We start from the raw sequence: 22,407 nt of genomic DNA, 5'->3' as shown, positions 1-22,407 counted from the left end.
TCAGTTGAGTAGACTTAAAGAGCAGTACCAGAATGAGATCGTAAAGGCTATGATCGAAAAGTTTGGTTATAAGAATATTATGGAAGTTCCAAAGCTTGACAAGATCGTAGTCAATATGGGTGTTGGCGAAGCTAAGGAAAACGCAAAGCTTTTAGAGGCAGCAGTTAAGGACATGGAGACAATCACAGGTCAGAAGGCTGTTACAACAAAGGCAAAGAACTCTGTTGCTAACTTCAAGATCAGAGAAGGTATGGCAATCGGATGTAAGACAACACTTAGAGGCGAAAAGATGTATGATTTCGCTGATCGTCTTATCAATCTTGCACTTCCACGTGTACGTGACTTTAGAGGTGTTAGTGCTGATTCTTTCGACGGAAGAGGTAACTACGCACTTGGTATCAAGGAACAGATCATCTTCCCTGAAATCGAGTATGATAAGGTTGACAAAGTAAGAGGTATGGACATTATTTTTGTTACTACTGCTAAGACAGACGAAGAGGCTCGTGAATTACTGAGATTATTCGGTATGCCTTTCGTAAAGTAATTTAGGAGGGAATTTTAAGATGGCAAAGAAATCTATGAAAGTTAAGCAGCAGCGCAAGCAGAAATTCTCTACTAGAGAATATAGCCGTTGTAAAATCTGTGGTCGTCCACATGCTTATTTAAGAAAGTATGGCATCTGTAGAGTATGTTTCCGTGAGTTAGCATACAAGGGACAGATCCCTGGCGTAAAGAAGGCTAGTTGGTAAGCCGGAAGGAGGAAATTTAATCATGACAATGAGTGATCCAATCGCAGATATGCTTACAAGAATCCGTAATGCAAATACTGCAAAACATGATACAGTTGATATCCCAGCATCTAAGATGAAGATCGCAATCGCTGATATCCTTGTAGATGAGGGATATATCACAAAATATGACATCGTAGAAGATGGTAACTTTAAGAGCATCCGCGTTACATTAAAGTATGGCGCAGACAAGAACGAGAAGGTCATCACAGGCATCAAGAGAATTTCTAAGCCTGGTCTTCGCGTTTATGCTGGTAAGGATGAGATCCCAACCGTTCTTGGCGGACTTGGTATTGCAATCCTTTCTACAAACAAGGGAATCGTTACTGACAAAGAGGCTAGAAAGCTTCAGGTCGGTGGAGAAGTGCTTGCTTTCGTTTGGTAATTATCCGAAAGCAAGGACATTGGAACATTTCACGTAATGTATAAACCGTCCCCGAGGCGGACATACAATATAGCACCCCGCGCATAGCGGAGAAATTATAGGAGGTACGGGCATGTCACGTATAGGAAGAATGCCAATCGCAATCCCAGCAGGAGTTACTGTTGAAATTGCAGAAAATAATCATGTGACTGTAAAAGGTCCAAAGGGAACTCTTGAGAGAACACTTCCATCAGAGATGGATATCAAGTTAGAGGGTTCTGAAGTAATCGTTACAAGACCAAACGACTTAAAGAAGATGAAGTCTTTACATGGTCTTACAAGAACACTGATCCACAACATGGTAGTTGGTGTTACTGATGGTTACGAAAAAGTCTTGGAAGTAAACGGTGTTGGATATAGAGTCCAGAAGTCAGGAAAGAACCTGACATTACACTTAGGCTATTCTCATCCGGTTGAGATGGTTGATCCAGAAGGACTTGAGTCCACAGTTGATGGTAACAAGATTATCATCAAGGGTATCGATAAAGAAAAAGTTGGCCAGTACGCAGCAGAAATCAGAGACAAGAGAAGACCTGAACCATACAAGGGCAAGGGTATCAAGTATGCTGATGAAGTTATCAGACGTAAAGTTGGTAAAACTGGTAAGAAATAATTAAAGGAGTGACGAGAAATGGTTAGTAAGAAATCAAGAGAAGTAGTTCGCCAGACAAAGCATAGAAGACTTCGTAATACTCTTTCTGGAACAGCAGACAGACCACGTCTTGCAGTATTCAGAAGTAACAATCATATGTATGCTCAGATTATTGATGATACAGTTGGTAATACACTCGTTTCCGCTTCTACGCTTGATAAAGAGGTAAAGGCTGATTTAGAGAAGACAAATAATGTTGAAGCAGCAGCCAAGTTAGGTACTGTCATTGCTAAGAAGGCATTAGATAAAGGTATTTCCACAGTTGTATTTGACAGAGGTGGATTCATTTATCAGGGCAAGATTGCAGCATTAGCTGACGCAGCTAGAGAAGCTGGATTAGAATTTTAGGAGGAAATAACACATGAGACATGAAATTATTGATGCTAGTCAATTAGAGTTAAATGAAACAGTGGTATCAATTAAACGTGTAACAAAGGTTGTTAAGGGTGGACGTAACATGCGTTTCACAGCCTTAGTTGTTGTCGGTGATGGCAATGGTCATGTTGGTGCAGGACTTGGCAAAGCAGCTGAAATCCCAGAAGCGATCCGCAAGGGAAAAGAAGATGCAATGAAGAAGTTGATTACTGTAAAACTTGATGAGAACAACAGTATTACACATGATATTTCTGGTAAGCATACTGGTGCTTCTGTATTACTGAAGAAGGCTCCGGAAGGTACAGGTATCATCGCTGGTGGTCCAGCCCGTGCCGTTTGTGAGTTAGCAGGTATCCAGAACATCCGTACAAAGTCATTAGGTTCTTCTAACAAGCAGAACGTAGTACTTGCTACAATCGACGGACTCCGTCAGTTGAAATCCCCAGAAGAAGTTGCAAGACTTCGTGGTAAGACTGTAGAAGAGATTCTCGGTTAAGGAGGAAATAGATCATGGCAGAAAAGAAGTTAAAGATTACACTTGTTAAGTCTCCTATCGGAGCAGTTCCAAAGAACAAGAAGACTGTTGAAGCATTAGGCCTCAGAAAACTCAACAAGACTGTTGAGATGCCTGATAACGAAGCAGTTCGTGGAATGATCAGACAGGTAAGACATTTAGTTAAGGTAGAAGAGATTTAATCAAATAATTAAGGAGGTGTCACAATGGATTTATCAAACTTACAGCCGGCAGAAGGCTCAAAGCACAGTGATAATTTCAGAAGAGGACGTGGACACGGTTCAGGCAATGGCAAGACCGCTGGTAAGGGTCATAAGGGACAGAAGGCTCGTTCAGGAGCTCCAAGACCTGGTTTTGAAGGTGGTCAGATGCCTTTATACAGACGTATTCCTAAGAGAGGTTTCACATGCAGAAACTCTAAGGAAATCGTTGGTATCAACTTATCTTATCTTGAGAGATTTGAAGATGGTGCAACTGTAACAGTTGAATCATTGGTTGAGGCTGGTATCGTAAAGAACACCAGAGACGGTGTTAAGATTCTTGGTAACGGTGAACTTACTAAGAAGTTGACAGTCCAGGCTAATGCTTTTAGTGCAAGCGCTAAGGAAAAAATCGAAGCCCTTGGTGGTAAAGCAGAGGTGATCTAATGCTAGAAACACTCCGCAATGCATTTAAAATTAAAGATTTACGAAAAAGAATCGGATTTACATTTTTAATGCTCATTGTAGTGCGAATTGGAAGTCAGCTTCCAATTCCCGGAGTGGATCCGGATGTATTTTCACAGTTATTTGCAAACAATGGCGATGCGCTGAATTTCTTTGATGCGATTACTGGTGGATCTTTTGAAAATATGTCTATTTTCGCTCTGAACATTACACCATACATTACATCTTCTATTATCATCCAGTTGCTGACCATTGCATTCCCAAAGTTAGAGGAAATGCAGCGTGATGGGGAGCAGGGAAGAAAGAAGATTACACAGATTACCCGTTATGTTACGGTTGGATTGGCGATCATCCAGTCTGTTGCTATGGCAATCGGATTTGGACGTTCCGGTTATCTGACTGAGTTCAACGCCCTGTATGTTATCATGACAGTCGCTGCTCTTACAGCGGGTTCATCTGTACTTATGTGGATCGGTGAAAGAATTACCGAAAAGGGTATCGGTAACGGTATCTCTATCGTACTTGTAATCAATATTCTTTCACGTATTCCGAGTGATCTGACTTCATTATTTGAGCAGTTCATCTCAGGAAAGACCATTGCAAAGGGTACACTTGCAGGTGTGATCATTGCAGCAATCATTGTTGCTATGGTTGTTCTGGTTGTATTCTTGCAGGGGGCTGAGCGTAGAATCCCGGTTCAGTATTCAAAGAAAATTCAGGGAAAGAGACAGGTTGGTGGTGCCAACTCCGTGATTCCAATGAAGGTCAATACGGCCGGTGTTATTCCGGTCATCTTTGCACAGTCATTGTTACAGACACCGGTTATCATTTGCACCTTGCTTGGTAAGACAGGCGGTACAAGTTTCTGGTACAAGATTCTTCGCGGTATGTCACAGTCAAACTGGTTCGATCCGGATAATTGGATTTATACCATTGGTGCTGTAGTGTATGTGCTGCTGATCATCGGCTTTGCATATTTCTATACGTCAATTACCTTTAATCCGCTTGAGATCGCTGACAACTTAAAGAAGCAGGGCGGTTCCATTCCGGGTATCCGATCAGGCAAGCCTACGAGTGATTACCTACAGGCAGTCCTGAACAACATTATTTTTATCGGTGCTATCGGACTTTCCATCGTGGCGATCATCCCGATCGTATTTAATGGATTATTTGGTGCAAATGTGTCCTTTGGTGGAACATCCATCATCATTATTGTTGGTGTTGTCATCGAGACACTGAAGCAGGTGGAATCCCAGATGCTCGTCAGAAATTACAAGGGATTTTTAAATGATTAATGAATAGACATCCATATGGAGATACTGGCCTAGCCGTATCTCCTAAGGTGTTATAAGGAGGTTTTTATCGTGAAGATTATTATGTTAGGTGCTCCCGGTGCCGGCAAAGGCACACAGGCAAAGCAGATCGCAGCAAAATATCAGATCCCTCATATCTCAACAGGAGATATTTTCCGTGCGAACATTAAAAATGGCACAGAACTTGGAAAAAAGGCAAAGGAATATATGGATCAGGGACTTTTGGTGCCGGATGAACTGACCTGTGATCTGGTTATGGATCGTATCGGTCAGGAGGATTGTGCAAATGGATTTGTACTGGATGGATTTCCACGTACCATTCCACAGGCAGAGAGTCTGGATGCAGCACTTTCTAAGATCGGACAGAAGATGGATTTTGCCATTGATGTCGATGTACCGGATTCCCATATCGTAAAGAGAATGTCAGGTCGTCGTGCCTGCCTTTCCTGTGGAGCAACATATCATATCGTTGCTATTCCGCCAAAGAAAGAAGGTATCTGTGATGCCTGCGGTAAGGAATTAGTCTTAAGAGACGATGATAAGCCTGAAACAGTACAGAAGAGACTGGATGTTTATCATGAGCAGACCCAGCCTCTGATCGATTATTATAAGAAGCAGGGTATCCTGCATTCTGTAGATGGAACGCAGCCGATGGAGGATGTATTCGCCAATATCGACGCGATCATAGGAGTCTAGCCCATGTCAGCAGTTACCATTAAATCTGCCCAAGAATTAGAGTATATGCGGGAGGCAGGCAGGATCCTTGCAAGTGTGCATCAGACCTTAGGGGATGCCCTTTGTGAGGGAATGTCAACGCTGGAGATCGATACTTTGGGAGAAGAGATCATCCGTAGTTTCGGATGCGAGCCTTCCTTTTTGAACTATATGGGATATCCGGCATCTGTGTGTGTTTCCGTCAATGATGAAGTCGTACATGGGATCCCGAGAGAAGATCATATCATTACAAATGGCGATATCGTCAGTCTGGATATTGGCGTGATCTATAAAGGATATCATTCCGATGCGGCGAGGACTCATGGCGTGGGAGAGATCTCACCGGAGGCACAGGCGCTCATTGATGTGACGCGCGAGAGTTTCTTTGCCGGGATAGAGCAGGCGACAGCCGGACGGCATTTGAATGATATTTCAAGTGCGATCGGAGATTACGCGACCAAGCGCGGTTATGGCGTGGTCCGGGATCTGGTAGGTCATGGCATTGGCACACACCTGCACGAAGAACCGGAAATACCAAATTACCGTAAATGGCGGCGCGGCATCAAGTTGCAGCCGGGTATGACCTTTGCGATCGAGCCTATGATCAATATCGGTAGTCCAAATGTCGTATGGATGGATGATGAGTGGACGGTTGTGACGGAGGATGAATCCTTATCTGCACATTATGAAAACACCATTATCATTACAGACGGTCGACCGGAGATACTGACACTGACAGAAAGTGAGAAGCATCTATGGACGAATTGATCTTAGCAAAATCCAAGGCAGGACATGATAAGAATCATATCTATCTTGTAATGAAACGGCAGGATGACATCGTCTATCTGGTCAATGGAAAGACCAGAACTTGCGATAATCCCAAAAAGAAAAAAGAAAAACATATACAGCCGATCAAGCATTTGCCACAAGAGATCTTAGATCTGGCAAAGGGCAAGACGATGAATGATGAGTTGGTCGGTCAGATTTTGGATCTTTATGTAGGAGGAATAAAATAAATGTCTAAGGCAGATGTAATCGAAGTAGAAGGTGTTGTAGTAGAAAAATTACCAAATGCTTTCTTTAAAGTGGAACTGGAAAATGGTCACCAGATCTTAGCAACGATCAGCGGAAAACTTCGTATGAATTATATCCGTATTTTACCGGGTGACAAGGTTACGATCGAGATGTCACCATATGATCTGACAAAGGGCAGAATCATTTGGAGAGATAAGTAAAAAGTTGTTGACAAGAGTTTGATACTTTTGCTATACTATCAAGTGCGTTTATGGGCATTTCTTTTCGCGCGCCTATAAATGCAGTAGATAAAAGACTTGTACATGCGTACAAGGAACACGAAAATGATGAGAAGGGAGGCATTTCCTACAATGAAGGTAAGATCATCAGTAAAACCTATTTGCGAAAAGTGCAAAGTAATCAAGAGAAAAGGTAGTGTTCGTATTATTTGCGAGAACCCGAAACACAAACAGAGACAGGGCTAATTCATAAGGATTAGTGTTATTTGTATATGTTATGTGCGGCTGATGTTCCCGATGATTAGTAAATAATTAGGCAACATTTTCATAATATATGCGGATCACCCTACATACCGAGGGTGGTTAGTTTCGTGGATTCGGAACTCTTCCTTACTATATGTTTAGGAAGAAAAGAACCAAATAAGGCATATACACACATTTCAGGCCGGCAACGGAGCTGTATAGGTTCTATTTGGGGATGGTAGTAGTTAATCAGAAAATTTTATGGAGGTGTAAACACACATGGCTCGTATCGCAGGTGTAGATTTACCAAGAGAAAAACGCGTAGAAATTGGTTTAACTTACATTTACGGAATTGGTAGAGTAAGTTCTAACAAGATTCTTGAAGCAGCAAATGTTGATCCTAGCACTCGTGTTAAGGACTTGACAGACGACGAAGTTAAGAGAATCAGTGCTGTCATTGACGAAACAATGATGGTAGAAGGTGATTTGAGAAGAGACGTAGCTCTTAATATCAAGAGACTGCAGGAGATTGGATGCTATCGTGGTATCCGTCACAGAAAGGGACTTCCGGTTCGTGGTCAGAAGACAAAGACCAACGCTAGAACAAGAAAGGGTCCTAAGAGAACTGTAGCAAACAAGAAGAAATAATTTCAGAAAGTAGGTTAGTTTAGATATGGCTAAAGTTGCAAAGAAAGTAACAAAAAAGCGTGTAAAGAAAAACGTTGAACACGGACAGGCACATATTCAGGCATCTTTCAACAATACAATTGTAACAATTACAGATGCACAGGGAAATGCTTTATCATGGGCAAGTGCCGGTGGTCTTGGATTTAGAGGTTCAAGAAAATCTACTCCATATGCTGCACAGATGGCAGCTGAAACAGCAGCAAAGGCTGCTCTCGTTCATGGATTAAAGACAGTAGATGTTATGGTTAAGGGACCAGGATCAGGTAGAGAAGCAGCAATTCGTGCACTTTCTGCATGCGGAATCGATGTAACCAGCATCACAGACGTAACTCCAGTACCACATAATGGATGTCGTCCACCAAAGCGTAGAAGAGTTTAATAGGAGGGATAATCTAAGATGGCAGTAAATAGAACCCCAGTTCTTAAAAGATGCAGATCACTTGGTTTGGATCCTGTATATTTAGGAGTGGATAAAAAATCAAATAGACAGTTAAAGAGATCAGGAAGAAAGACTTCCGAGTATGGTCTCCAGTTGAGAGAGAAGCAGAAGGCTAAGTTTATCTATGGCGTATTAGAGAAGCCTTTCCATAAGTATTTCGACATTGCAGACAGAAAGAAGGGTATGACTGGTGAAAACCTTATGACTATCCTTGAGAGCCGTCTGGACAATGTTGTATTCCGTATGGGATTTGCCAGAACACGTAGAGAAGCTAGACAGGTTGTAGACCACAAGATGTTCTTGGTTAATGGCAAGCCTGTAAACGTACCATCATACTTGGTAAAGGCTGGCGATGTTATCGAAGTTCGCGAAGCAAAGAAGAGCCTTCAGAGATTTAAGGATATCGTTGAGGTAACAAACGGCAGACTCGTTCCGGATTGGATCGATGTTGACCTTGAGAAGTTACAGGGAACTGTAAAAGAGTTACCTACAAGAGAGCAGATCGACGTACCAGTCGATGAAATGCTTATCGTCGAGTTGTACTCTAAGTAATTAGACACAATTTAGCAAGGTAAACCAGTATAAGGAGGGCCACCTAGTGTTCGATTTCGAAAAACCAAACATTGAGATTGCTGAAATCTCAGAAGACAAAAAGTATGGAAGATTTGTTGTAGAACCTTTAGAGAGAGGCTACGGAACTACACTTGGTAATTCACTTAGAAGAATCATGCTTTCTTCATTGCCAGGTGCGGCAGTAAGTCAGGTGAAAATCGAAGGCGTATTACATGAGTTCTCATCTATTCCTGGTGTTAAGGAAGATGTAACAGAGATCATCATGAACATCAAGAATCTTGCAATCCGCAACAACAGCGCAAGCAACGACCCGAAGATCGCATACATTGAGTTCGAGGGCGAAGGTGTTGTAAGAGCAAGTGATATTCAGGTGGATTCTGACATTGAGATCATGAATCCGGATCTTGTGATCGCTAATTTAAATGGTGGTGCTGACAGCAAACTCTACATGGAGTTGACCATTACGAAGGGTAGAGGATATATCAGCGCAGATAAGAATAAGTCAGAGGACACACCAATCGGTGTTATCGCTGTTGATTCTATCTACACACCAATCGAAAGAGTAAATCTGAAGGTTGAGAATACTCGTGTAGGTCAGATTACTGACTATGACAAACTTACCTTGGACGTATATACAAATGGTACAATTCAGCCAGACGAGGCAGTAAGTTTAGCCGCTAAGGTATTAAATGAGCATTTAAGCCTCTTCATCGATCTTTCTGATCGTGGAATCGAGGCTCAGGTTATGGCTGACAAGCCAATGGATCCAAAGGGCAAAGTCATGGATATGAACATCGATGAATTAGAGTTATCTGTTCGTTCTTACAACTGCTTGAAGAGAGCAGGCATCAACACTGTTGAGGAGTTATGCAACAAGACAGCAGATGATATGATGAAGGTTCGCAACCTTGGACGCAAGTCTTTGGAAGAAGTATTAGGTAAGTTAAGCGAGTTAGGACTCCAGCTTAGAACTGGAGACGAATAAAAGTCACATAGGGAGAACCGGTAAGACCAAAAGGCACGGAACTCTCATAATATCATGGATGGCATACCATGCACCTCGCGAATAAGACCAAAAGGCATCGCGAAGTGAGCCATCACATAAGGAGGAAAATGAAATGGCAAAGTATAGAAAGTTAAGCAGAACATCTTCACAGAGAAAGGCATTACTGAGAAATCAGGTAACAAACCTTTTATATCATGGAAGAATCGTTACAACAGAGGCTAAGGCAAAGGAAGTTCAGAAGATCGCTGAAGGAATCATTGCTATGGCTGTTAGAGAAAAGGACAACTTCGATGAAGTTACCGTACAGGCTAAGGTTGCCCGCAAGGACAAAGACGGCAAGCGTGTAAAGGAAGTTGTTGATGGCAAGAAGGTTACTGTATATGATACAGTAGAAAAGAAGATCAAGAAGGATCAGCCATCCCGTCTTCATGCAAGAAGAGAAATGCTTAAGGTATTATATCCTGTAAAGTCTGCTGGTAAGACTAAGAAGGAGATCAAGGAAGTTGATATGCCTAAGATGTTATTCGAGGAAATCGCTCCTAAGTATGCTGACCGTAACGGTGGTTACACAAGAATCGTAAAGATCGGAACTCGTAAGGGTGACGGTGCTTTGGAAGTAGTTCTTGAGTTAGTATAATCCATTTATGAACGTAGAAAACCTCCCGTAGTTTGAAATGCTGCGGGAGGTTTTTTGTCGTTAAACCAAGTTATTTGAAAGTAACGATGGTGACACCGGCATCGCCCTCACCAAATTCGGCGAGATGGAATTCGTCGACGATCTTTTGTTTTCTTAAATATTGATGTACTGCCTTACGCAGAGCACCGGTTCCCTTGCCGTGGACGACACGGACCGATTTTAAATGCGATACATAGGCATCATCCAGATACTTATCCAGTTTGGCTACGGCTTCGTCGCCGTTGAGTCCTAGGAGGTTGATCTCCGGGGAGATGGTAGCAGCCTTGCTAAAGCCACCATTGCCTGTGTAACGGCTCTTTTTGCCGGTTGTCTTAGCGGCTGTATCGTTGTCCTCCAAAAGGATCAGATCATTGATATTGACCTTGGATCGCATAATGCCCATCTGTACCTGCAGATCGCCTCTGGCGTTTGGCAGGGAGTAGACGGTTCCGTTGATGTTCATGGAGAGCACCTTGACTGGATCCCCTACGCGCAGATTCTTTGGTACTTTGTGGTTCTTTGGCTTGTCGTTATCCTTGGCAGCAACAGAGGCCTTCTTTCGGCTGTCTGCCAATTTCTTACCGACAGCAGCACGCTTGGCTTCCATCTTGGCAATGTCCGGGTTGGAATGACTGTATTTGTTGAAGTCGCGGATGGTTTCGTCTGCGATCTGCTTGGCTTCCTGTAAGATGTGGGAAGCGTCCTCATTTGCCTGACGCAGGATCTTATCCTTGGAGGCATTCAGACGATCTTCGCGCTCTTTTAGTTTCTTTTGCAGGTCTTCCATTTCTCTTTTCTGCCGGGCAATTCCCTCACTGTCACGCATCATAGAGACCCGTCTTTGTTCCAGATCGACCATGAGGTCTTCAAAGTTCTGATCATCTTCCGTGACGTGAGTCTTAGCGTCTGCGATCAAGTCGTCGGACAGACCGAGTTTTTTGGAAATGGCGAAAGCATTACTTTTTCCCGGAATACCGATGAGCAGATGGTAGGTCGGGCTCAGGGTCTCTACGGAAAACTCACAACAGGCGTTTTCTACGCCCGGTGTGGATAAAGCATACATTTTCAGTTCACTGTAGTGGGTAGTTGCCATGGTGAGGACACCGCGCTCATGTAAACTGGATAAGATGGCAGTCGCAAGGGCTGCGCCTTCTTTTGGATCCGTACCGGCACACAATTCATCGAAAAGACAGAGATAATGTCCACTGGATCTTTCCACTTCCCGCAAGATATGCACAATGTTGGTCATATGTGAGGAGAAAGTCGAGAGGGACTGTTCAATACTCTGTTCATCTCCAATGTCAGCAAAGACATCATCAAATATAGATAACTGGCTTCGATCCTTGGTCGGGATATGCAGTCCTGCCTGCCCCATCAGGCTGAGAAGTCCGCAGGTCTTGAGGGAGACCGTCTTACCACCGGTGTTTGGACCGGTCACGATGAGAAGATTGTAATCCTTGCCCAGTGTCAGATCGATCGGTACGACATGTTTGGGATCCAAAAGCGGATGTCTTGCCGCGCGCAGATGGATGATGCCATCGGTATGAAACTCCGGCTCAACGGCGTTCATCTTGCGGGCGAGTTCTCCCTTGGCAAAGATGAAATCCAGTTCTGCCAAGATCATAAAGTCCTGTGAGATCTCCTCTGTATGTTCTGCGACAAGATTGGACAAGTCGGCTAAGATCTTTTCAATCTCCTCTGCCTCCTGCAATTCCAGTTCACGCAGGGAGTTGTTGAGATTGACGACGGACATAGGCTCGATAAATAGGGTAGAGCCACTGGAGGACTGGTCATGTACCATGCCGGGAACGTAGTTCTTGTACTCTGCCTTGACCGGCAGACAATAGCGCCCGCCACGGACTGTGATCACGCCATCCTGTAAGTAAGAACGTGTCGTATTGTTGTTTAACATGGTATTCATCTGGGTGCGGATACGCTCGCCGATGACATTCTTTTGCCTGCGGATATTTTTCAGCCCAGGACTGGCATCGTCCGCGATGCTATCTTCCGATAAGATACAGTGGCGGATCTCCTGACAGACCGGTGTGAGTGGTTCCAGATTGTTAAAGAAATGAGCCAGATGATCGCCCTCGATCGACAGATCATTTTCACTGCGTCCATAGGTCTTGACCCGCTTGGCAACCTCTAAAAGAGAGGCAATCGCCAATAGTTCCGAAATCGTCAAAGAAGACCCGATCTCCAGATGTTTTAGGAAAGGACGTACATCCGTAATGCCGGAGAAAGAGACACTTCCCCGTTTAAAGATACGGCTGAGAGCATCCTTGGTCTCTGCCTGCATGCGTTTGATCTGTGAAAGATCGGAAACGGGCAGAAGTTCACGGCAATAAGCCTTTCCCTGTGTACTGCCAGCACATTGCTCCAACAGAGCGATTATTTTGTTGTATTCGAGTGTTTTTAATGCTTTCTTATTCATAAAATGTATTATACACAAAAATATATTGAAAGACCAGTCATTCAACCGTATAATAAAAACTGCATGAATGTAGTAAAGATAGGGCGTAAGGGCATATAGAGGTATGGCGCAAGAAGACGCTCTGCATAGAAGAGGAGAATGTAATGAGATTTATCAAAGACCTCACAGAGGGAGAAAGAATCAATGAAATATATTTGTGCCGCAAAAAGCAATCGGCACTGACCAAGGCAGGAAAGCCATACGAAAGCCTGATGCTGCAGGATAAGACCGGGACACTGGATGCCAAGATCTGGGAACCGAGTTCCATGGGAATTGATGACTATGACGAATTGGATTATATCTGGGTGCAGGGAGATATCACATCTTTCCAGGGCGCATACCAGTTAAATATCAAGAGACTGCGCGTTGCGCAGGAGGGCGAATACATACCGGAGGATTATCTTCCGTGTTCTGATAAGGACGTGGATCTCATGTATGAGGAATTGCTGGGATTTATCGGGACGATCAAGGCACCATATATGAAGCAGTTGCTTTTGAGTTTCTTTGCAGACGAGGAGTTTGCCAAGCGTTTTAAATTCCATTCCGCTGCCAAGAGCGTGCATCATGGCTATGTTGGGGGACTTTTGGAACATACACTGGGTGTGACAAAGAATTGTGATTTTTATGCACAGACTTATCCGATTTTAAATCGTGATTTACTTTTAACTGCGGCTATTTTCCATGATATCGGAAAACTGGATGAACTTTCCTCGTTTCCACAGAATGACTATACCGATGAGGGACAGTTGTTGGGACACATTATGATCGGGGCTACCAAGGTGCAGGAGCGCATCAATACGATCGAGGGATTTCCGGAGGTCAAGGCGAGAGAACTGATCCACTGTATTTTGGCACATCACGGCGAGTTGGAATTTGGTTCGCCAAAGAAGCCTGCGATCGCAGAGGCAGTGGCACTTAGTTTTGCGGATAATATCGATGCCAAGATGGAGACCATGAAAGAGGCTTTGGGCAATGTGGCAGAGGGCGATCTCAAGTGGCAGGGATTCAACCGTTTGTTTGATTCCAATATCAGAAAAACCAGTACAGAGGAATAATATGAAAAAGAATGATACCTTTATTCTGAAAATCGAAGATATGGGCATCGGCGGTGAAGGCATTGGCAAATATGAGGGGATGACCTTTTTTGTCAAAGATGCCGTCATTGGAGACGAGATTCTTGCGGGCGTGACTAAGCTGAAAAAAGGCTATGGCTACGCCCGCCTTGTTGAAATTGTGAAACCATCGCCGAAGCGTGTGGAGGCTCCCTGCAAGATAGCAAGACAGTGCGGGGGATGTCAGATCCAAAATCTCTGTTATGAGGAGCAACTGGTTCTCAAACAGAAAAAAGTCGAAAATAACTTAAGGCGGATCGGCAGCTTTTCACAGGAACAAGTGGAAAAGGTCATGGAGCCAGTGGTCGGGATGGAGGATCCGTTCCGCTATCGCAATAAGGCGCAGTTTCCTTGTGGATATGATAAGGACGGCAATATCGTCTTTGGATTTTATGCGGCAAGGAGCCATCAGGTCATCCCGATCGATGACTGCCTGCTGGGGGTCAGTGAGAATGCAAAGATCCTGGTTGTCATCAAAGAGTACATGGAAGCCTGCCATATCAAGCCTTATGATGAGACGACAGGGCAAGGTCTGCTGCGTCATGTCTTGATACGCAAAGGTTTTCATAGTGGACAAGTCATGGTCTGCCTGATCATCAATGGGGATAAATTGCCGCAGGCAGATCGATTGGTGGAGAGTTTGTCGGAAGTCCCGGGCATGCACAGCATTTCTTATAATGTAAATAAGGAAAAGACCAACCGTATTCTTGGTGATAAGGTGCAGCTTTTGTGGGGAGATCTGTGTATCCGTGATACCATTCATCGGGTCAGAGAAGAAGAGTCTGGGGGATTTACCAGGACAGATGAGAGCGTGACTTTTGCTATCTCGCCAAAATCTTTTTATCAGGTGAACCCGGTGCAGACGGAGAAATTGTACAGTCTTGCTTTGGAGTATGCGGGACTGACAGGCAAGGAGATCGTCTGGGATCTTTACTGCGGTATCGGAACCATTTCTTTATTTTTGGCACAGGCGGCAAAGCATGTGTATGGTGTGGAAATTGTGCCGGAAGCCATTGCGGATGCCAGAGAAAATGCCAAGAATAATCAGATCGAAAATGCAACTTTTTATGTGGGCAAGGCAGAGGAAGTGCTGCCGGCATGGGTAGAAGAACATGCAGATGATGGTGATGCAGGTCTGCACCCGGATGTGATCGTTGTGGATCCGCCGCGCAAGGGTTGTGATGAGAAGTGCTTGGAAACCATGGTTGCCATGGCACCGGAGCGGATCGTTTATGTCAGTTGCGATTCCGCTACTTTGGCAAGAGACTTGAAGTACTTACAGGGAAAGGGGTATGAGGTGCTGCGCGTGCGACCGGTCGACCAATTTTGCCATTCCATGCATGTTGAGACGGTGTGTTTATTGTCCAAACTTAATGCAAAGCAACATATCGAGGTAGACATCCACATGGACGAACTTGATCTCACCGATGCAGAGAAGAAAGCCACCTATTCGGAAATCAAGGAATATGTGCTGGAGCATACCGGACTCAAGGTCAGCAGCTTGTATATCGCTCAGGTGAAGCAGAAATGCGGTATCATCGAGCGAGAAAATTACAACAAACCGAAGTCCGATGATGCAAAACAGCCCCAATGCCCGCCCGATAAGGAAAAAGCAATCAAGGAGGCGCTCAAGCACTTCGGCATGATCTAAGGAGGGCAAAATGAAGCGTTTACTTTCTTGTGAGTTCAATATGGATACTGCCTGTGTGGAGCTGAAATTTGCAAATGGCAGCATGATTGCCATTGATACGATTGCGGTAGAGAATGAGGTTGCCGATAATATATATCAGCGGTCAGAGCTGGACTGGCTGATTTACAACGATCCGGCAGCCTATGCAGATTTAGTTCTCAACGGCGACCCGGAAACATACCTGAAAACTGTTACAGAATATAAACCTTTGGACTGATTACCAGAGATAAAGCAAGCCGCCTGTGCGGGCATATCAAATGCTCATACAGGCGGCTTTTCCTTTTTGTACTGTGACTTTATCAGTTCTCCGAAATGGACCGCTTAAACAATATCCATGTACTTATGAAGTAGCATATCAGCAGTAAGAAAAGAATACCAATGATAATCCCTACTTGTACCATCAAGGCTCCGCAGCCAATATAAGCTGAGATTTCAGCAGAAACACTTTGAAGAAAATAGCCAATCACAATAATTGCTACAACGATTGCCGCTGTGATCGGCATCCCAAACCAAACACCAAGCTGTTTTAGAACCAAAGTATGCAGGTCCTTCTCTTCCACTCCCATTTTTCGCAGAACCGAAAATCTGTAGTTGTTTTTTTCTGCATCCAGGAGCTGCTGAAGAGCCAGCACGGTAAGACACATCACCATCAGAACAATTGCACCATAGATCAAGGACGCTTTTAGGATAAAGTTAAGGGCGATTATACGGTTCACTTCCGTAGTATGGACAGTTGTACTGTATCCTGCCAGATTGTCTTTATCAGGATCTTCTGGATAAGAACGCCCAAGAAGCTGTTCCAGCATTTCTGCCGTTTTGAAGGGAAGCGGATATTGGGTCATCACAAATCGGTTGCGCTGTACCGGAAGCAAGACTTGCGCTATTTCGTCAGGTATGATATACACCACATCTGTATAAAGATTATAGATGGATTCCCCCACAGGCTCCTGAAACACGGCGTTCTCACTGAGTTTCAGGGTGCCTGCGTCAGTTTCCAATAAGGTATGCTCAGCAATGTAGTTTTCAATATCCTTGTCCTCTGCTGCACGATGCCAGTGGGTAGCAAATTCATCCGTTTGTAAGATAATAGGTTCATATCCCAACATTTTCCGAACAGCGTTATAATCCTTCAGTGCGATCGCCAAGGGAGGAAAATTGTACTTTACTCGCTGGTGAAAGTCGCTTTGCTTGGGAAGATATTCCGAAAAAGTCAAATCGTCCTTTATCGCTATTTTGTTTTGTTCTATGAACGCAGTAATTTCTCCATAGTCTGTATCCGGAAGATTTTCCACTTCATAAACATCGTTGTAGCGGCTTGAAATTTGAATATCATAGACAGCCCGACTGTCCAAATAGCCCAGACTCCATCCCGTTAAAACCGGCGCAATGACAAACAAGCAGATAGAAAAAGTCAGGGTCACACAAATGATCGTCATCGTTTTCGTATTGGTAGCCAGCTTAGAGGAAAGCTGTCCAAACAGAAATAAACTCGTATTATGATATTTGCGGGACACTTTAGACTCCTTCCAGTATAGGAGCGCCGCATTCGATAAATACATGACTGCGGAAATGATAAACAAAATATCCGCAACCCCAAACAGCAAATATTGATTCAGAGTTGGAGCGTCAAATCCAAGGAAGTAGGCTTTTTCCAGTTCTGCGATGGAAAAAATCGGGATAGCGGTCAATACAGCACCAGCCAGAAGTCCGCAAAGATATCGGGAAAACCCTATTTTTCTGTGTAAAACAGCACCTGCGATTGCCCAAAGCAGCGTCAGTGCAGGGAAAAGGACATTCCCCCAATACATGAGCTTTACAGGAAGCGGATGTCTGGAATCGAAGTAAAAATGATATTTTACAGTACCTACCTCCAGCATCCACAGCAGCAGAATGCCATAGAAAATACAGATCATCGGCATCCATCTGCTTTTATGAAGCGGTTTTTCATTCTGACGGTTTGCCGTCATAAGCTCAATAATCCTGCTTTTGTTGAGAATTCTGACATTCCCGACTCCAACCAGAATCTGGCAAACAACAAAGAAGCCCACGGTCAACAGCACAGTATCCGGGAAAAACGACCAAGAAAAAGCGTAGGGTTCCCCAAAAGAAGCAAGCAGCATAGCCGTAATGACCTGAGAAACGACCATCCCCAGAAGGATTCCCACCGACACAGAGAATATGAGCAGGAAAAAAGTCTCTCCAAAAAAGAGCAGGCCTATGGTTTTTTGCTCCATTCCCAAGGTTGCCTCAACGGCAAACTCCTTTTGCTTTTTTCTCAGCATGAAACGATTGACATAGTGGATCAGAAACAACAAAAGCAAACTAATCCCGCAAATTGCCAGTTTCATACCTCCAGCCAGCAGGGAAATATTATATTCCGCACCAATGGTCGGATGATAATGGGTGCTGCTGATAGACAAAAACGCATAGAACAGGGTGACACAGAGTGTCATGGTCACAATATAAATCAAATAGTCCTTCACAGACCGCTTTGCATTTTTGAAAATAAGTTTAGCGTACATCGCTCATGCCCCCTCCCATCATGGTAAGGACATCCAGGATTTTTTCAAAGAAAGTCCTGCGGGAATCACCCCCCTTACGGATTTCCGTAAAGATTGCCCCGTCCCTCATAAAGAGAATACGATTGGCATAGCTTGCCGAGAAAGCATCGTGTGTCACCATCAGAATCGTGGCTCCGAGATCTTCATTGATACTCTGGATCGTCGAGAGCAGCATCTGGGACGAGTGACTGTCTAACGCACCGGTGGGTTCATCCGCCAAAATCAGCTTAGGCTGATTGATAATGGCTCTGGCACAGGCGCACCGCTGCTTCTGGCCGCCGGACACCTGATAGGGGTATTTGTCCAGAATATCCGTGATATTCAGCTTTCCGGCCATTTCCCGCACCCGCCCATCAATCTCGCCTGCTGGAACCTTGTTGATGGTCAGCGCCAGGGCTATGTTTTCCGAAATGGTCAGCGTGTCCAGCAGGTTAAAATCCTGAAATACAAATCCAAGATTCTCCCGACGAAACCGGGCAATCTGTTTTTCGTTGATTTCCGTCACATCGGTTCCGTCCAGATAGATATGTCCCGCACTGACGGTATCAATGGTGGAAATACAGTTGAGCAGGGTAGTCTTGCCGGAGCCAGATGCTCCCATGATTCCTACAAATTCTCCCTCTTGAACGGAAAAGCTGATGTCCTGAATTGCTTTTGTAACATTTCCGCCATTTCCGTAATATTTTTGGATATGATCCAGTTTCAAAATTTCTTTCATTGTTATCACCTCTGATCTCTATTGTAAAATAAGAGTGGCTTCGTTTGTATCAAGTTTTCTTACAAAGTTCTAACAAAAATGTAAGAAGTGCAGAACGCTTTTCAGTTCTGCACTTCATGAATCAGACAGTTAATGTGAAAAGAAAGGGAAATGGCTGTGCCATGTTCCGACGACTCCGCCGTAATGCCAATGCCCAGCTTTTCACAGAGCCGTTTGCACAGATACAGACCAATGCCCGTGGACTGCTGAATCAGACGACCATTCTGACCGGTAAATCCCTTTTCAAAGATACGGGGCAGATCGGACGCAGCAATCCCGATTCCATTGTCCTCCACGACAAGGACAACCAGATCCTGCCATTTATGAGTAGAAATGCGGAGAACCGGCTGCTTCGTACGATACTTGACCGCATTGACAATCAGTTGATTTAGGATAAAACGCACCCACTTTTCATCTGAATAAACCGTATCCTGCATTTCCTCCACTTCCAGGCGCATACCACTTTGGAGCAGCAGATATTTGTTATCTGCAATCGCCTGATGCACCACTTGGGACAGTGCCATTTCCCGGACAGAATAATCTTTCTCTGTATGCTCACTGCGGGCATAATAAAGAGCCTGTTCCGTAAAGCGGTTGGTCTTTTCCAGTTCCAGCAGAAGTTCTTTTGTCCAGTTCGTCCGATGGTTTTCACATAGGAGTTTCATGGCAGTAATGGGCGTTTTGATTTCGTGAATCCATTGTTCAATGTATTCCTTGTACTCCAGGCGTTCCCGCTCGACCTCCCCAATCTGCTCCAACATGGATTTTCCAGCCATTTTCAAAATCTGATAGTAAACCTGATCCTCGGCCTGTTCCGGCAGTTCCATCACTTCAGAAATAAGGTATCTCTCGGAGAGCTGCTTCGCCATATCCAGAAGTTTTTTCATCTGCCGCTTTCGTTTCCAGTAAGTGAGGACAAGTCCCATCAGCAAAATCAATGCCCATACGATCAGGATCAATACTACTGCGGAAGCCGAATTGCCGCACACCAGCAAAAATACAGTGAGCGCAGCCATGCAAACAAGGTTCGTCAGCAGAAATGGAAGCCTGTTTTTCCAATACCGTTTGCTGTTCATATCGTGTACCCCTGGCGATGCTTTGTCTTGATAAAATCCGTCAGGCCAATGCCCGCCAGTTTTTCCCGGATGCGGTTGATATTGACGCTCAAAGCATTGTCATCCACATATAGCTGATTGTCCCATAGATAATCTACAATATCATTACGGGAACAAATCTTTCCTGCGTGTTTGAAAAGATAATATAATATTTTCAATTCATTCTTTGTCAGTTCTGCTTGGTTACCGTCATATTCAATCGTGCTACTTTCTAAGTGAAGAATCGCTCCTTGCCAATTCAGACGCTCAATTTGTTCTATCGGGTAAGCTCGTTTCATCAAGGATGAAATCTTTGCCAGCAGAATTGCTGTGTTATAAGGCTTGGTGATAAAAGCATCTCCACCCAGCAAAATACTGTTCAATTCATCCATGTCCGTATTGCAGCTTGTTACAAAGATAATCGGTACATTGGAAAAACTGCGGATTTGAGAACAGATTGAGTAGCCGCTTTCTTGTGGCAGCTTTATGTCCAGCAAAATCAAATAGGGATGAGTATTTTTGACCGCTTGCATAACTGATGTAAAGTCAGTAACTGCGGATGCCTCATATCCGTTTCCGTTTAACAGAACTTGTAATTCAGTTTGAATGATTGGGTCATCTTCGATGATGAGTATTTTATATTTTTCCATGATTACATGTCCCTTTCTTTGAATATTTAGTACCACCAAGGCAGTTCCAGCCAGAAGTTATCCAGAGCCAATTTCTCCGTGGACTTTGCTCTGCTCTCTGACAGATGGAAGTGCTTCGCCGTTTCGCTCAGAGGATGGAGGACATCGTCCTCAAAGCCAAAGCGATACCAGAGATAGGCTTTCTCTCGCTCATCAATCATTTCCAGAGCCGTATGGATTTCTTCGTGGGTTTCCTTTGCAATGAAAATCTGCTCTGGGTTCTGTACTCTGGAATCTGCTATAAATTCATGTTGTCCCTTATTCTCGCCCTTTTTGACCTCATCCAGACGAATGATACAGTCCAGATTTTTGGCTTCAAAGGTAGGATTCAGCCTGCGGATGTAGTCCAGCATGGCATTATGAATAGCCGGGGCAGCATAGGTCAAAAACTTGTTCCCGTAGTCGGGTTGAAAGCTGCTTATGCAGCCCAGAAGCCCCAATGAACCCTCCTGCACCAAATCGTTCAGTTCAATGCCGAGGGCAACGTTCAGCTCCCGCTGTGCGCTCCATATCTCGTATGCCGTCTTTCGGATAAACCGCAGATTGTTCTCTACAAGGGCGTTTTCTGCCCATTTGTCACCGCTCTGCGCCGCAATACAGAGCTGCTCGTTAGTTATCTTGTCCATCATCTTCCGGCAGCACCATCGTCTGCATCAGCCCCAGCAAGGCTTTGTTAAAGTTGTCCAGAGCTTCCTGATTGACTCCATCGACACCGGAAATGCTGCCTGTAATAGCATCAACAACTGCTTCCGGCGTGATGGTCGGATTCTGCATATCCTGCCCCTTGGTCAGCTCGGCAAACATCTTTTCGGTGGCTTCCTTGCTGATTGCCTTGGCTGCGACCAAATCGCTGCCTGCTTCTTTCTTGATTTCCTTAACCACCGTCATAAAGGTGTTTTGAATCGTGGTCTGGTCTGCCTGATAAGCGGGAATTTTCATGGCATTAGCGGTTCGGGCTGCCTGTACTGCTTCGGGAGCTTGGTTCTGTCCCAACAGCAGAGAGCCAACGGTAGCAAACATCTGGTTTTGTGCGGCATATCCTCTTGCAAGGGTATCATCCATATACTGTGCAATCATATAAGTAACCATGGCAAAGCGGGGATTTTCCAGCAGACGGTTGACTACATCATTGTTGACCTTTCCGGTATAAAGATTCTTTGCAGCTTCAACAGATAATCCCAGTTCTGAAATATCGTAGTTCTTTTTATCCGGGATTACGGTCGTACCCAAGATAAAGTCCGTGGACACATTGAACACTCTGGCGATGCGGATAACGCTTTCTTCGCTCAGCTTTTCGGTCTTTCCGCTAAGGAAGCGGCTGATGGTGCTTTCATTCACATCAATCCGAAGTGCCAGTTCTCGCTGGGTCATCTTGCGTTCTCTCATTACATCAACGATTCTTTTCCGAACATCGGCGGGTAAATAAGTATCAGCCATTATGCTTCCTCCCCTCTGTCTGTTTTCTGTTTGATATATTTTCCGCTTTTAATGCGGGCATCTGTCGGCTTTTCAGCGTCCTCCGGGATGATCCAGCGGCTTCCTGCCCGCTGTGCGCCCGGTATGCGGTCATTGTTGCAGAGGATACCAACTCTTCGGGGAGAGATACCCCATTTCTCGGCAACTTCAAATGTAGACAGGTATTTCATTTCTGTATCATCCCTCCTGATTCATATTAACTTCAATTATATTCTATTTACGGAACAATATCA

Annotated in this window: 30 protein-coding genes; 22 read left to right on the top strand and 8 right to left on the bottom strand. The window is 44.5% G+C overall.

Going from position 1 to position 22,407, the window contains the following annotated elements:
* Nucleotides 1–4: 4 nt before the first annotated feature.
* From rplE to DW183_RS01280, 19 genes are all read left to right on the top strand, one after another.
* Nucleotides 5–544: a 50S ribosomal protein L5 gene (gene rplE, locus DW183_RS01370; protein ID WP_118280287.1), complete on the top strand. Its 540-nt coding sequence runs from the start codon at nt 5–7 to the stop codon at nt 542–544.
* A 19-nt stretch (nt 545–563) separates the two neighbouring features.
* Nucleotides 564–749: a type Z 30S ribosomal protein S14 gene (locus DW183_RS01365; protein ID WP_118280286.1), complete on the top strand. Its 186-nt coding sequence runs from the start codon at nt 564–566 to the stop codon at nt 747–749.
* A gap of 22 nt (nt 750–771) precedes the next feature.
* The gene (rpsH, locus tag DW183_RS01360) at nt 772–1,173 is read left to right on the top strand and encodes a 30S ribosomal protein S8 (RefSeq protein ID WP_118280285.1); all 402 of its coding nucleotides are present in this window, start codon (nt 772–774) and stop codon (nt 1,171–1,173) included.
* A gap of 112 nt (nt 1,174–1,285) precedes the next feature.
* A complete protein-coding gene (rplF, locus tag DW183_RS01355) occupies nt 1,286–1,825 on the top strand; it encodes a 50S ribosomal protein L6 (protein WP_118280284.1) in 540 nt (179 codons plus the stop codon).
* A gap of 18 nt (nt 1,826–1,843) precedes the next feature.
* Nucleotides 1,844–2,212, top strand: coding sequence for a 50S ribosomal protein L18 (gene rplR / locus DW183_RS01350; protein WP_118280283.1), 369 nt, complete (start codon nt 1,844–1,846; stop codon nt 2,210–2,212).
* A gap of 13 nt (nt 2,213–2,225) precedes the next feature.
* Nucleotides 2,226–2,735, top strand: a complete 510-nt coding sequence (gene rpsE / locus DW183_RS01345) for a 30S ribosomal protein S5 (RefSeq protein ID WP_118280282.1) — start codon at nt 2,226–2,228, stop codon at nt 2,733–2,735.
* A 14-nt stretch (nt 2,736–2,749) separates the two neighbouring features.
* Complete coding sequence (gene rpmD / locus DW183_RS01340) at nt 2,750–2,935, top strand: 50S ribosomal protein L30 (protein WP_118280281.1); 186 nt, start codon at nt 2,750–2,752, stop codon at nt 2,933–2,935.
* Nucleotides 2,936–2,959: 24 nt separating this feature from the next.
* Nucleotides 2,960–3,400: a 50S ribosomal protein L15 gene (rplO, locus tag DW183_RS01335; protein ID WP_118280280.1), complete on the top strand. Its 441-nt coding sequence runs from the start codon at nt 2,960–2,962 to the stop codon at nt 3,398–3,400.
* Nucleotides 3,400–4,713 (top strand): preprotein translocase subunit SecY, encoded by a 1,314-nt coding sequence (secY, locus tag DW183_RS01330; RefSeq protein ID WP_118280279.1) that lies wholly within the window; start codon nt 3,400–3,402, stop codon nt 4,711–4,713. The genes rplO and secY overlap by 1 nt, the downstream gene beginning before the upstream one ends.
* A 69-nt stretch (nt 4,714–4,782) precedes the next feature.
* Complete coding sequence (locus DW183_RS01325) at nt 4,783–5,427, top strand: adenylate kinase (RefSeq protein ID WP_118280278.1); 645 nt, start codon at nt 4,783–4,785, stop codon at nt 5,425–5,427.
* A gap of 3 nt (nt 5,428–5,430) precedes the next feature.
* Nucleotides 5,431–6,213, top strand: coding sequence for a type I methionyl aminopeptidase (map, locus tag DW183_RS01320; RefSeq protein WP_118280277.1), 783 nt, complete (start codon nt 5,431–5,433; stop codon nt 6,211–6,213).
* Nucleotides 6,201–6,461, top strand: a complete 261-nt coding sequence (locus tag DW183_RS01315) for a KOW domain-containing RNA-binding protein (RefSeq protein WP_118280276.1) — start codon at nt 6,201–6,203, stop codon at nt 6,459–6,461. Before map ends, DW183_RS01315 begins: the two co-directional genes overlap by 13 nt.
* Nucleotides 6,462–6,680, top strand: a complete 219-nt coding sequence (infA, locus tag DW183_RS01310; protein ID WP_118280275.1) for a translation initiation factor IF-1 — start codon at nt 6,462–6,464, stop codon at nt 6,678–6,680.
* A 150-nt stretch (nt 6,681–6,830) separates the two neighbouring features.
* On the top strand, nt 6,831–6,944 hold the full coding sequence (gene rpmJ, locus DW183_RS01305) for a 50S ribosomal protein L36 (protein WP_005339020.1): 114 nt from the start codon (nt 6,831–6,833) through the stop codon (nt 6,942–6,944).
* A 276-nt stretch (nt 6,945–7,220) separates the two neighbouring features.
* Nucleotides 7,221–7,589 carry a 30S ribosomal protein S13 gene (rpsM, locus tag DW183_RS01300; RefSeq protein WP_118280274.1) on the top strand — a complete coding sequence of 123 codons (369 nt, stop codon included), beginning with the start codon at nt 7,221–7,223 and terminating at the stop codon, nt 7,587–7,589.
* A 25-nt stretch (nt 7,590–7,614) separates the two neighbouring features.
* Nucleotides 7,615–8,007 (top strand): 30S ribosomal protein S11, encoded by a 393-nt coding sequence (gene rpsK / locus DW183_RS01295; protein ID WP_118280273.1) that lies wholly within the window; start codon nt 7,615–7,617, stop codon nt 8,005–8,007.
* Between the two features lie 18 nt (nt 8,008–8,025).
* Nucleotides 8,026–8,619, top strand: coding sequence for a 30S ribosomal protein S4 (rpsD, locus tag DW183_RS01290; protein WP_118280272.1), 594 nt, complete (start codon nt 8,026–8,028; stop codon nt 8,617–8,619).
* A gap of 46 nt (nt 8,620–8,665) precedes the next feature.
* Complete coding sequence (locus tag DW183_RS01285; RefSeq protein ID WP_118280271.1) at nt 8,666–9,625, top strand: DNA-directed RNA polymerase subunit alpha; 960 nt, start codon at nt 8,666–8,668, stop codon at nt 9,623–9,625.
* A 133-nt stretch (nt 9,626–9,758) separates the two neighbouring features.
* Nucleotides 9,759–10,283 carry a bL17 family ribosomal protein gene (locus tag DW183_RS01280; protein WP_118280270.1) on the top strand — a complete coding sequence of 175 codons (525 nt, stop codon included), beginning with the start codon at nt 9,759–9,761 and terminating at the stop codon, nt 10,281–10,283.
* Between the two features lie 70 nt (nt 10,284–10,353).
* On the opposite strand, the gene DW183_RS01275 is transcribed toward DW183_RS01280, so the two are convergent.
* Nucleotides 10,354–12,756 (bottom strand): endonuclease MutS2, encoded by a 2,403-nt coding sequence (locus DW183_RS01275; RefSeq protein WP_118280269.1) that lies wholly within the window; start codon nt 12,754–12,756, stop codon nt 10,354–10,356.
* Nucleotides 12,757–12,899: 143 nt separating this feature from the next.
* Here DW183_RS01275 and DW183_RS01270 point away from each other — a divergent pair, with 143 nt between their 5' ends.
* Genes DW183_RS01270 through DW183_RS01260 form a run of 3 tightly spaced genes read left to right on the top strand, consistent with a single transcriptional unit; the run spans nt 12,900 to nt 15,814 of the window.
* The gene (locus DW183_RS01270) at nt 12,900–13,850 is read left to right on the top strand and encodes a 3'-5' exoribonuclease YhaM family protein (protein ID WP_118280268.1); all 951 of its coding nucleotides are present in this window, start codon (nt 12,900–12,902) and stop codon (nt 13,848–13,850) included.
* 1 nt (nt 13,851) lies between these two features.
* A complete protein-coding gene (rlmD, locus tag DW183_RS01265) occupies nt 13,852–15,558 on the top strand; it encodes a 23S rRNA (uracil(1939)-C(5))-methyltransferase RlmD (RefSeq protein ID WP_118280267.1) in 1,707 nt (568 codons plus the stop codon).
* Between the two features lie 10 nt (nt 15,559–15,568).
* On the top strand, nt 15,569–15,814 hold the full coding sequence (locus DW183_RS01260; protein ID WP_015538088.1) for a DUF6061 family protein: 246 nt from the start codon (nt 15,569–15,571) through the stop codon (nt 15,812–15,814).
* Between the two features lie 82 nt (nt 15,815–15,896).
* Here DW183_RS01260 and DW183_RS01255 read toward each other — a convergent pair whose 3' ends face one another.
* The 7 genes from DW183_RS01255 to DW183_RS01225 form a co-directional block, all read right to left on the bottom strand.
* On the bottom strand, nt 15,897–18,119 hold the full coding sequence (locus DW183_RS01255; RefSeq protein ID WP_055149786.1) for an FtsX-like permease family protein: 2,223 nt from the start codon (nt 18,117–18,119) through the stop codon (nt 15,897–15,899).
* Nucleotides 18,109–18,876, bottom strand: coding sequence for an ABC transporter ATP-binding protein (locus tag DW183_RS01250; RefSeq protein WP_015538086.1), 768 nt, complete (start codon nt 18,874–18,876; stop codon nt 18,109–18,111). Before DW183_RS01250 ends, DW183_RS01255 begins: the two co-directional genes overlap by 11 nt.
* Nucleotides 18,877–18,977: 101 nt before the next feature.
* On the bottom strand, nt 18,978–19,991 hold the full coding sequence (locus DW183_RS01245; RefSeq protein ID WP_118280266.1) for a sensor histidine kinase: 1,014 nt from the start codon (nt 19,989–19,991) through the stop codon (nt 18,978–18,980).
* Nucleotides 19,988–20,659 carry a response regulator transcription factor gene (locus DW183_RS01240; protein ID WP_015538084.1) on the bottom strand — a complete coding sequence of 224 codons (672 nt, stop codon included), beginning with the start codon at nt 20,657–20,659 and terminating at the stop codon, nt 19,988–19,990. The genes DW183_RS01245 and DW183_RS01240 overlap by 4 nt, the downstream gene beginning before the upstream one ends.
* Before the next feature lie 26 nt (nt 20,660–20,685).
* Nucleotides 20,686–21,327 carry a sigma-70 family RNA polymerase sigma factor gene (locus DW183_RS01235; protein WP_082419129.1) on the bottom strand — a complete coding sequence of 214 codons (642 nt, stop codon included), beginning with the start codon at nt 21,325–21,327 and terminating at the stop codon, nt 20,686–20,688.
* Nucleotides 21,308–22,135, bottom strand: coding sequence for a helix-turn-helix domain-containing protein (locus DW183_RS01230; RefSeq protein ID WP_055149782.1), 828 nt, complete (start codon nt 22,133–22,135; stop codon nt 21,308–21,310). The genes DW183_RS01235 and DW183_RS01230 overlap by 20 nt, the downstream gene beginning before the upstream one ends.
* The gene (locus DW183_RS01225) at nt 22,135–22,344 is read right to left on the bottom strand and encodes a helix-turn-helix domain-containing protein (protein WP_015538080.1); all 210 of its coding nucleotides are present in this window, start codon (nt 22,342–22,344) and stop codon (nt 22,135–22,137) included. The genes DW183_RS01230 and DW183_RS01225 overlap by 1 nt, the downstream gene beginning before the upstream one ends.
* Between the last annotated feature and the right edge of the window lie 63 nt (nt 22,345–22,407).

Origin of the sequence: Roseburia sp. AM16-25 (genome assembly GCF_003473825.1) — a bacterium.
GTDB lineage: Bacteria > Bacillota > Clostridia > Lachnospirales > Lachnospiraceae > Pararoseburia > Pararoseburia lenta.
The sequence above is the reverse complement of the archived record's forward strand: the minus strand, read 5'-3'. Positions and strand labels throughout refer to the sequence as shown.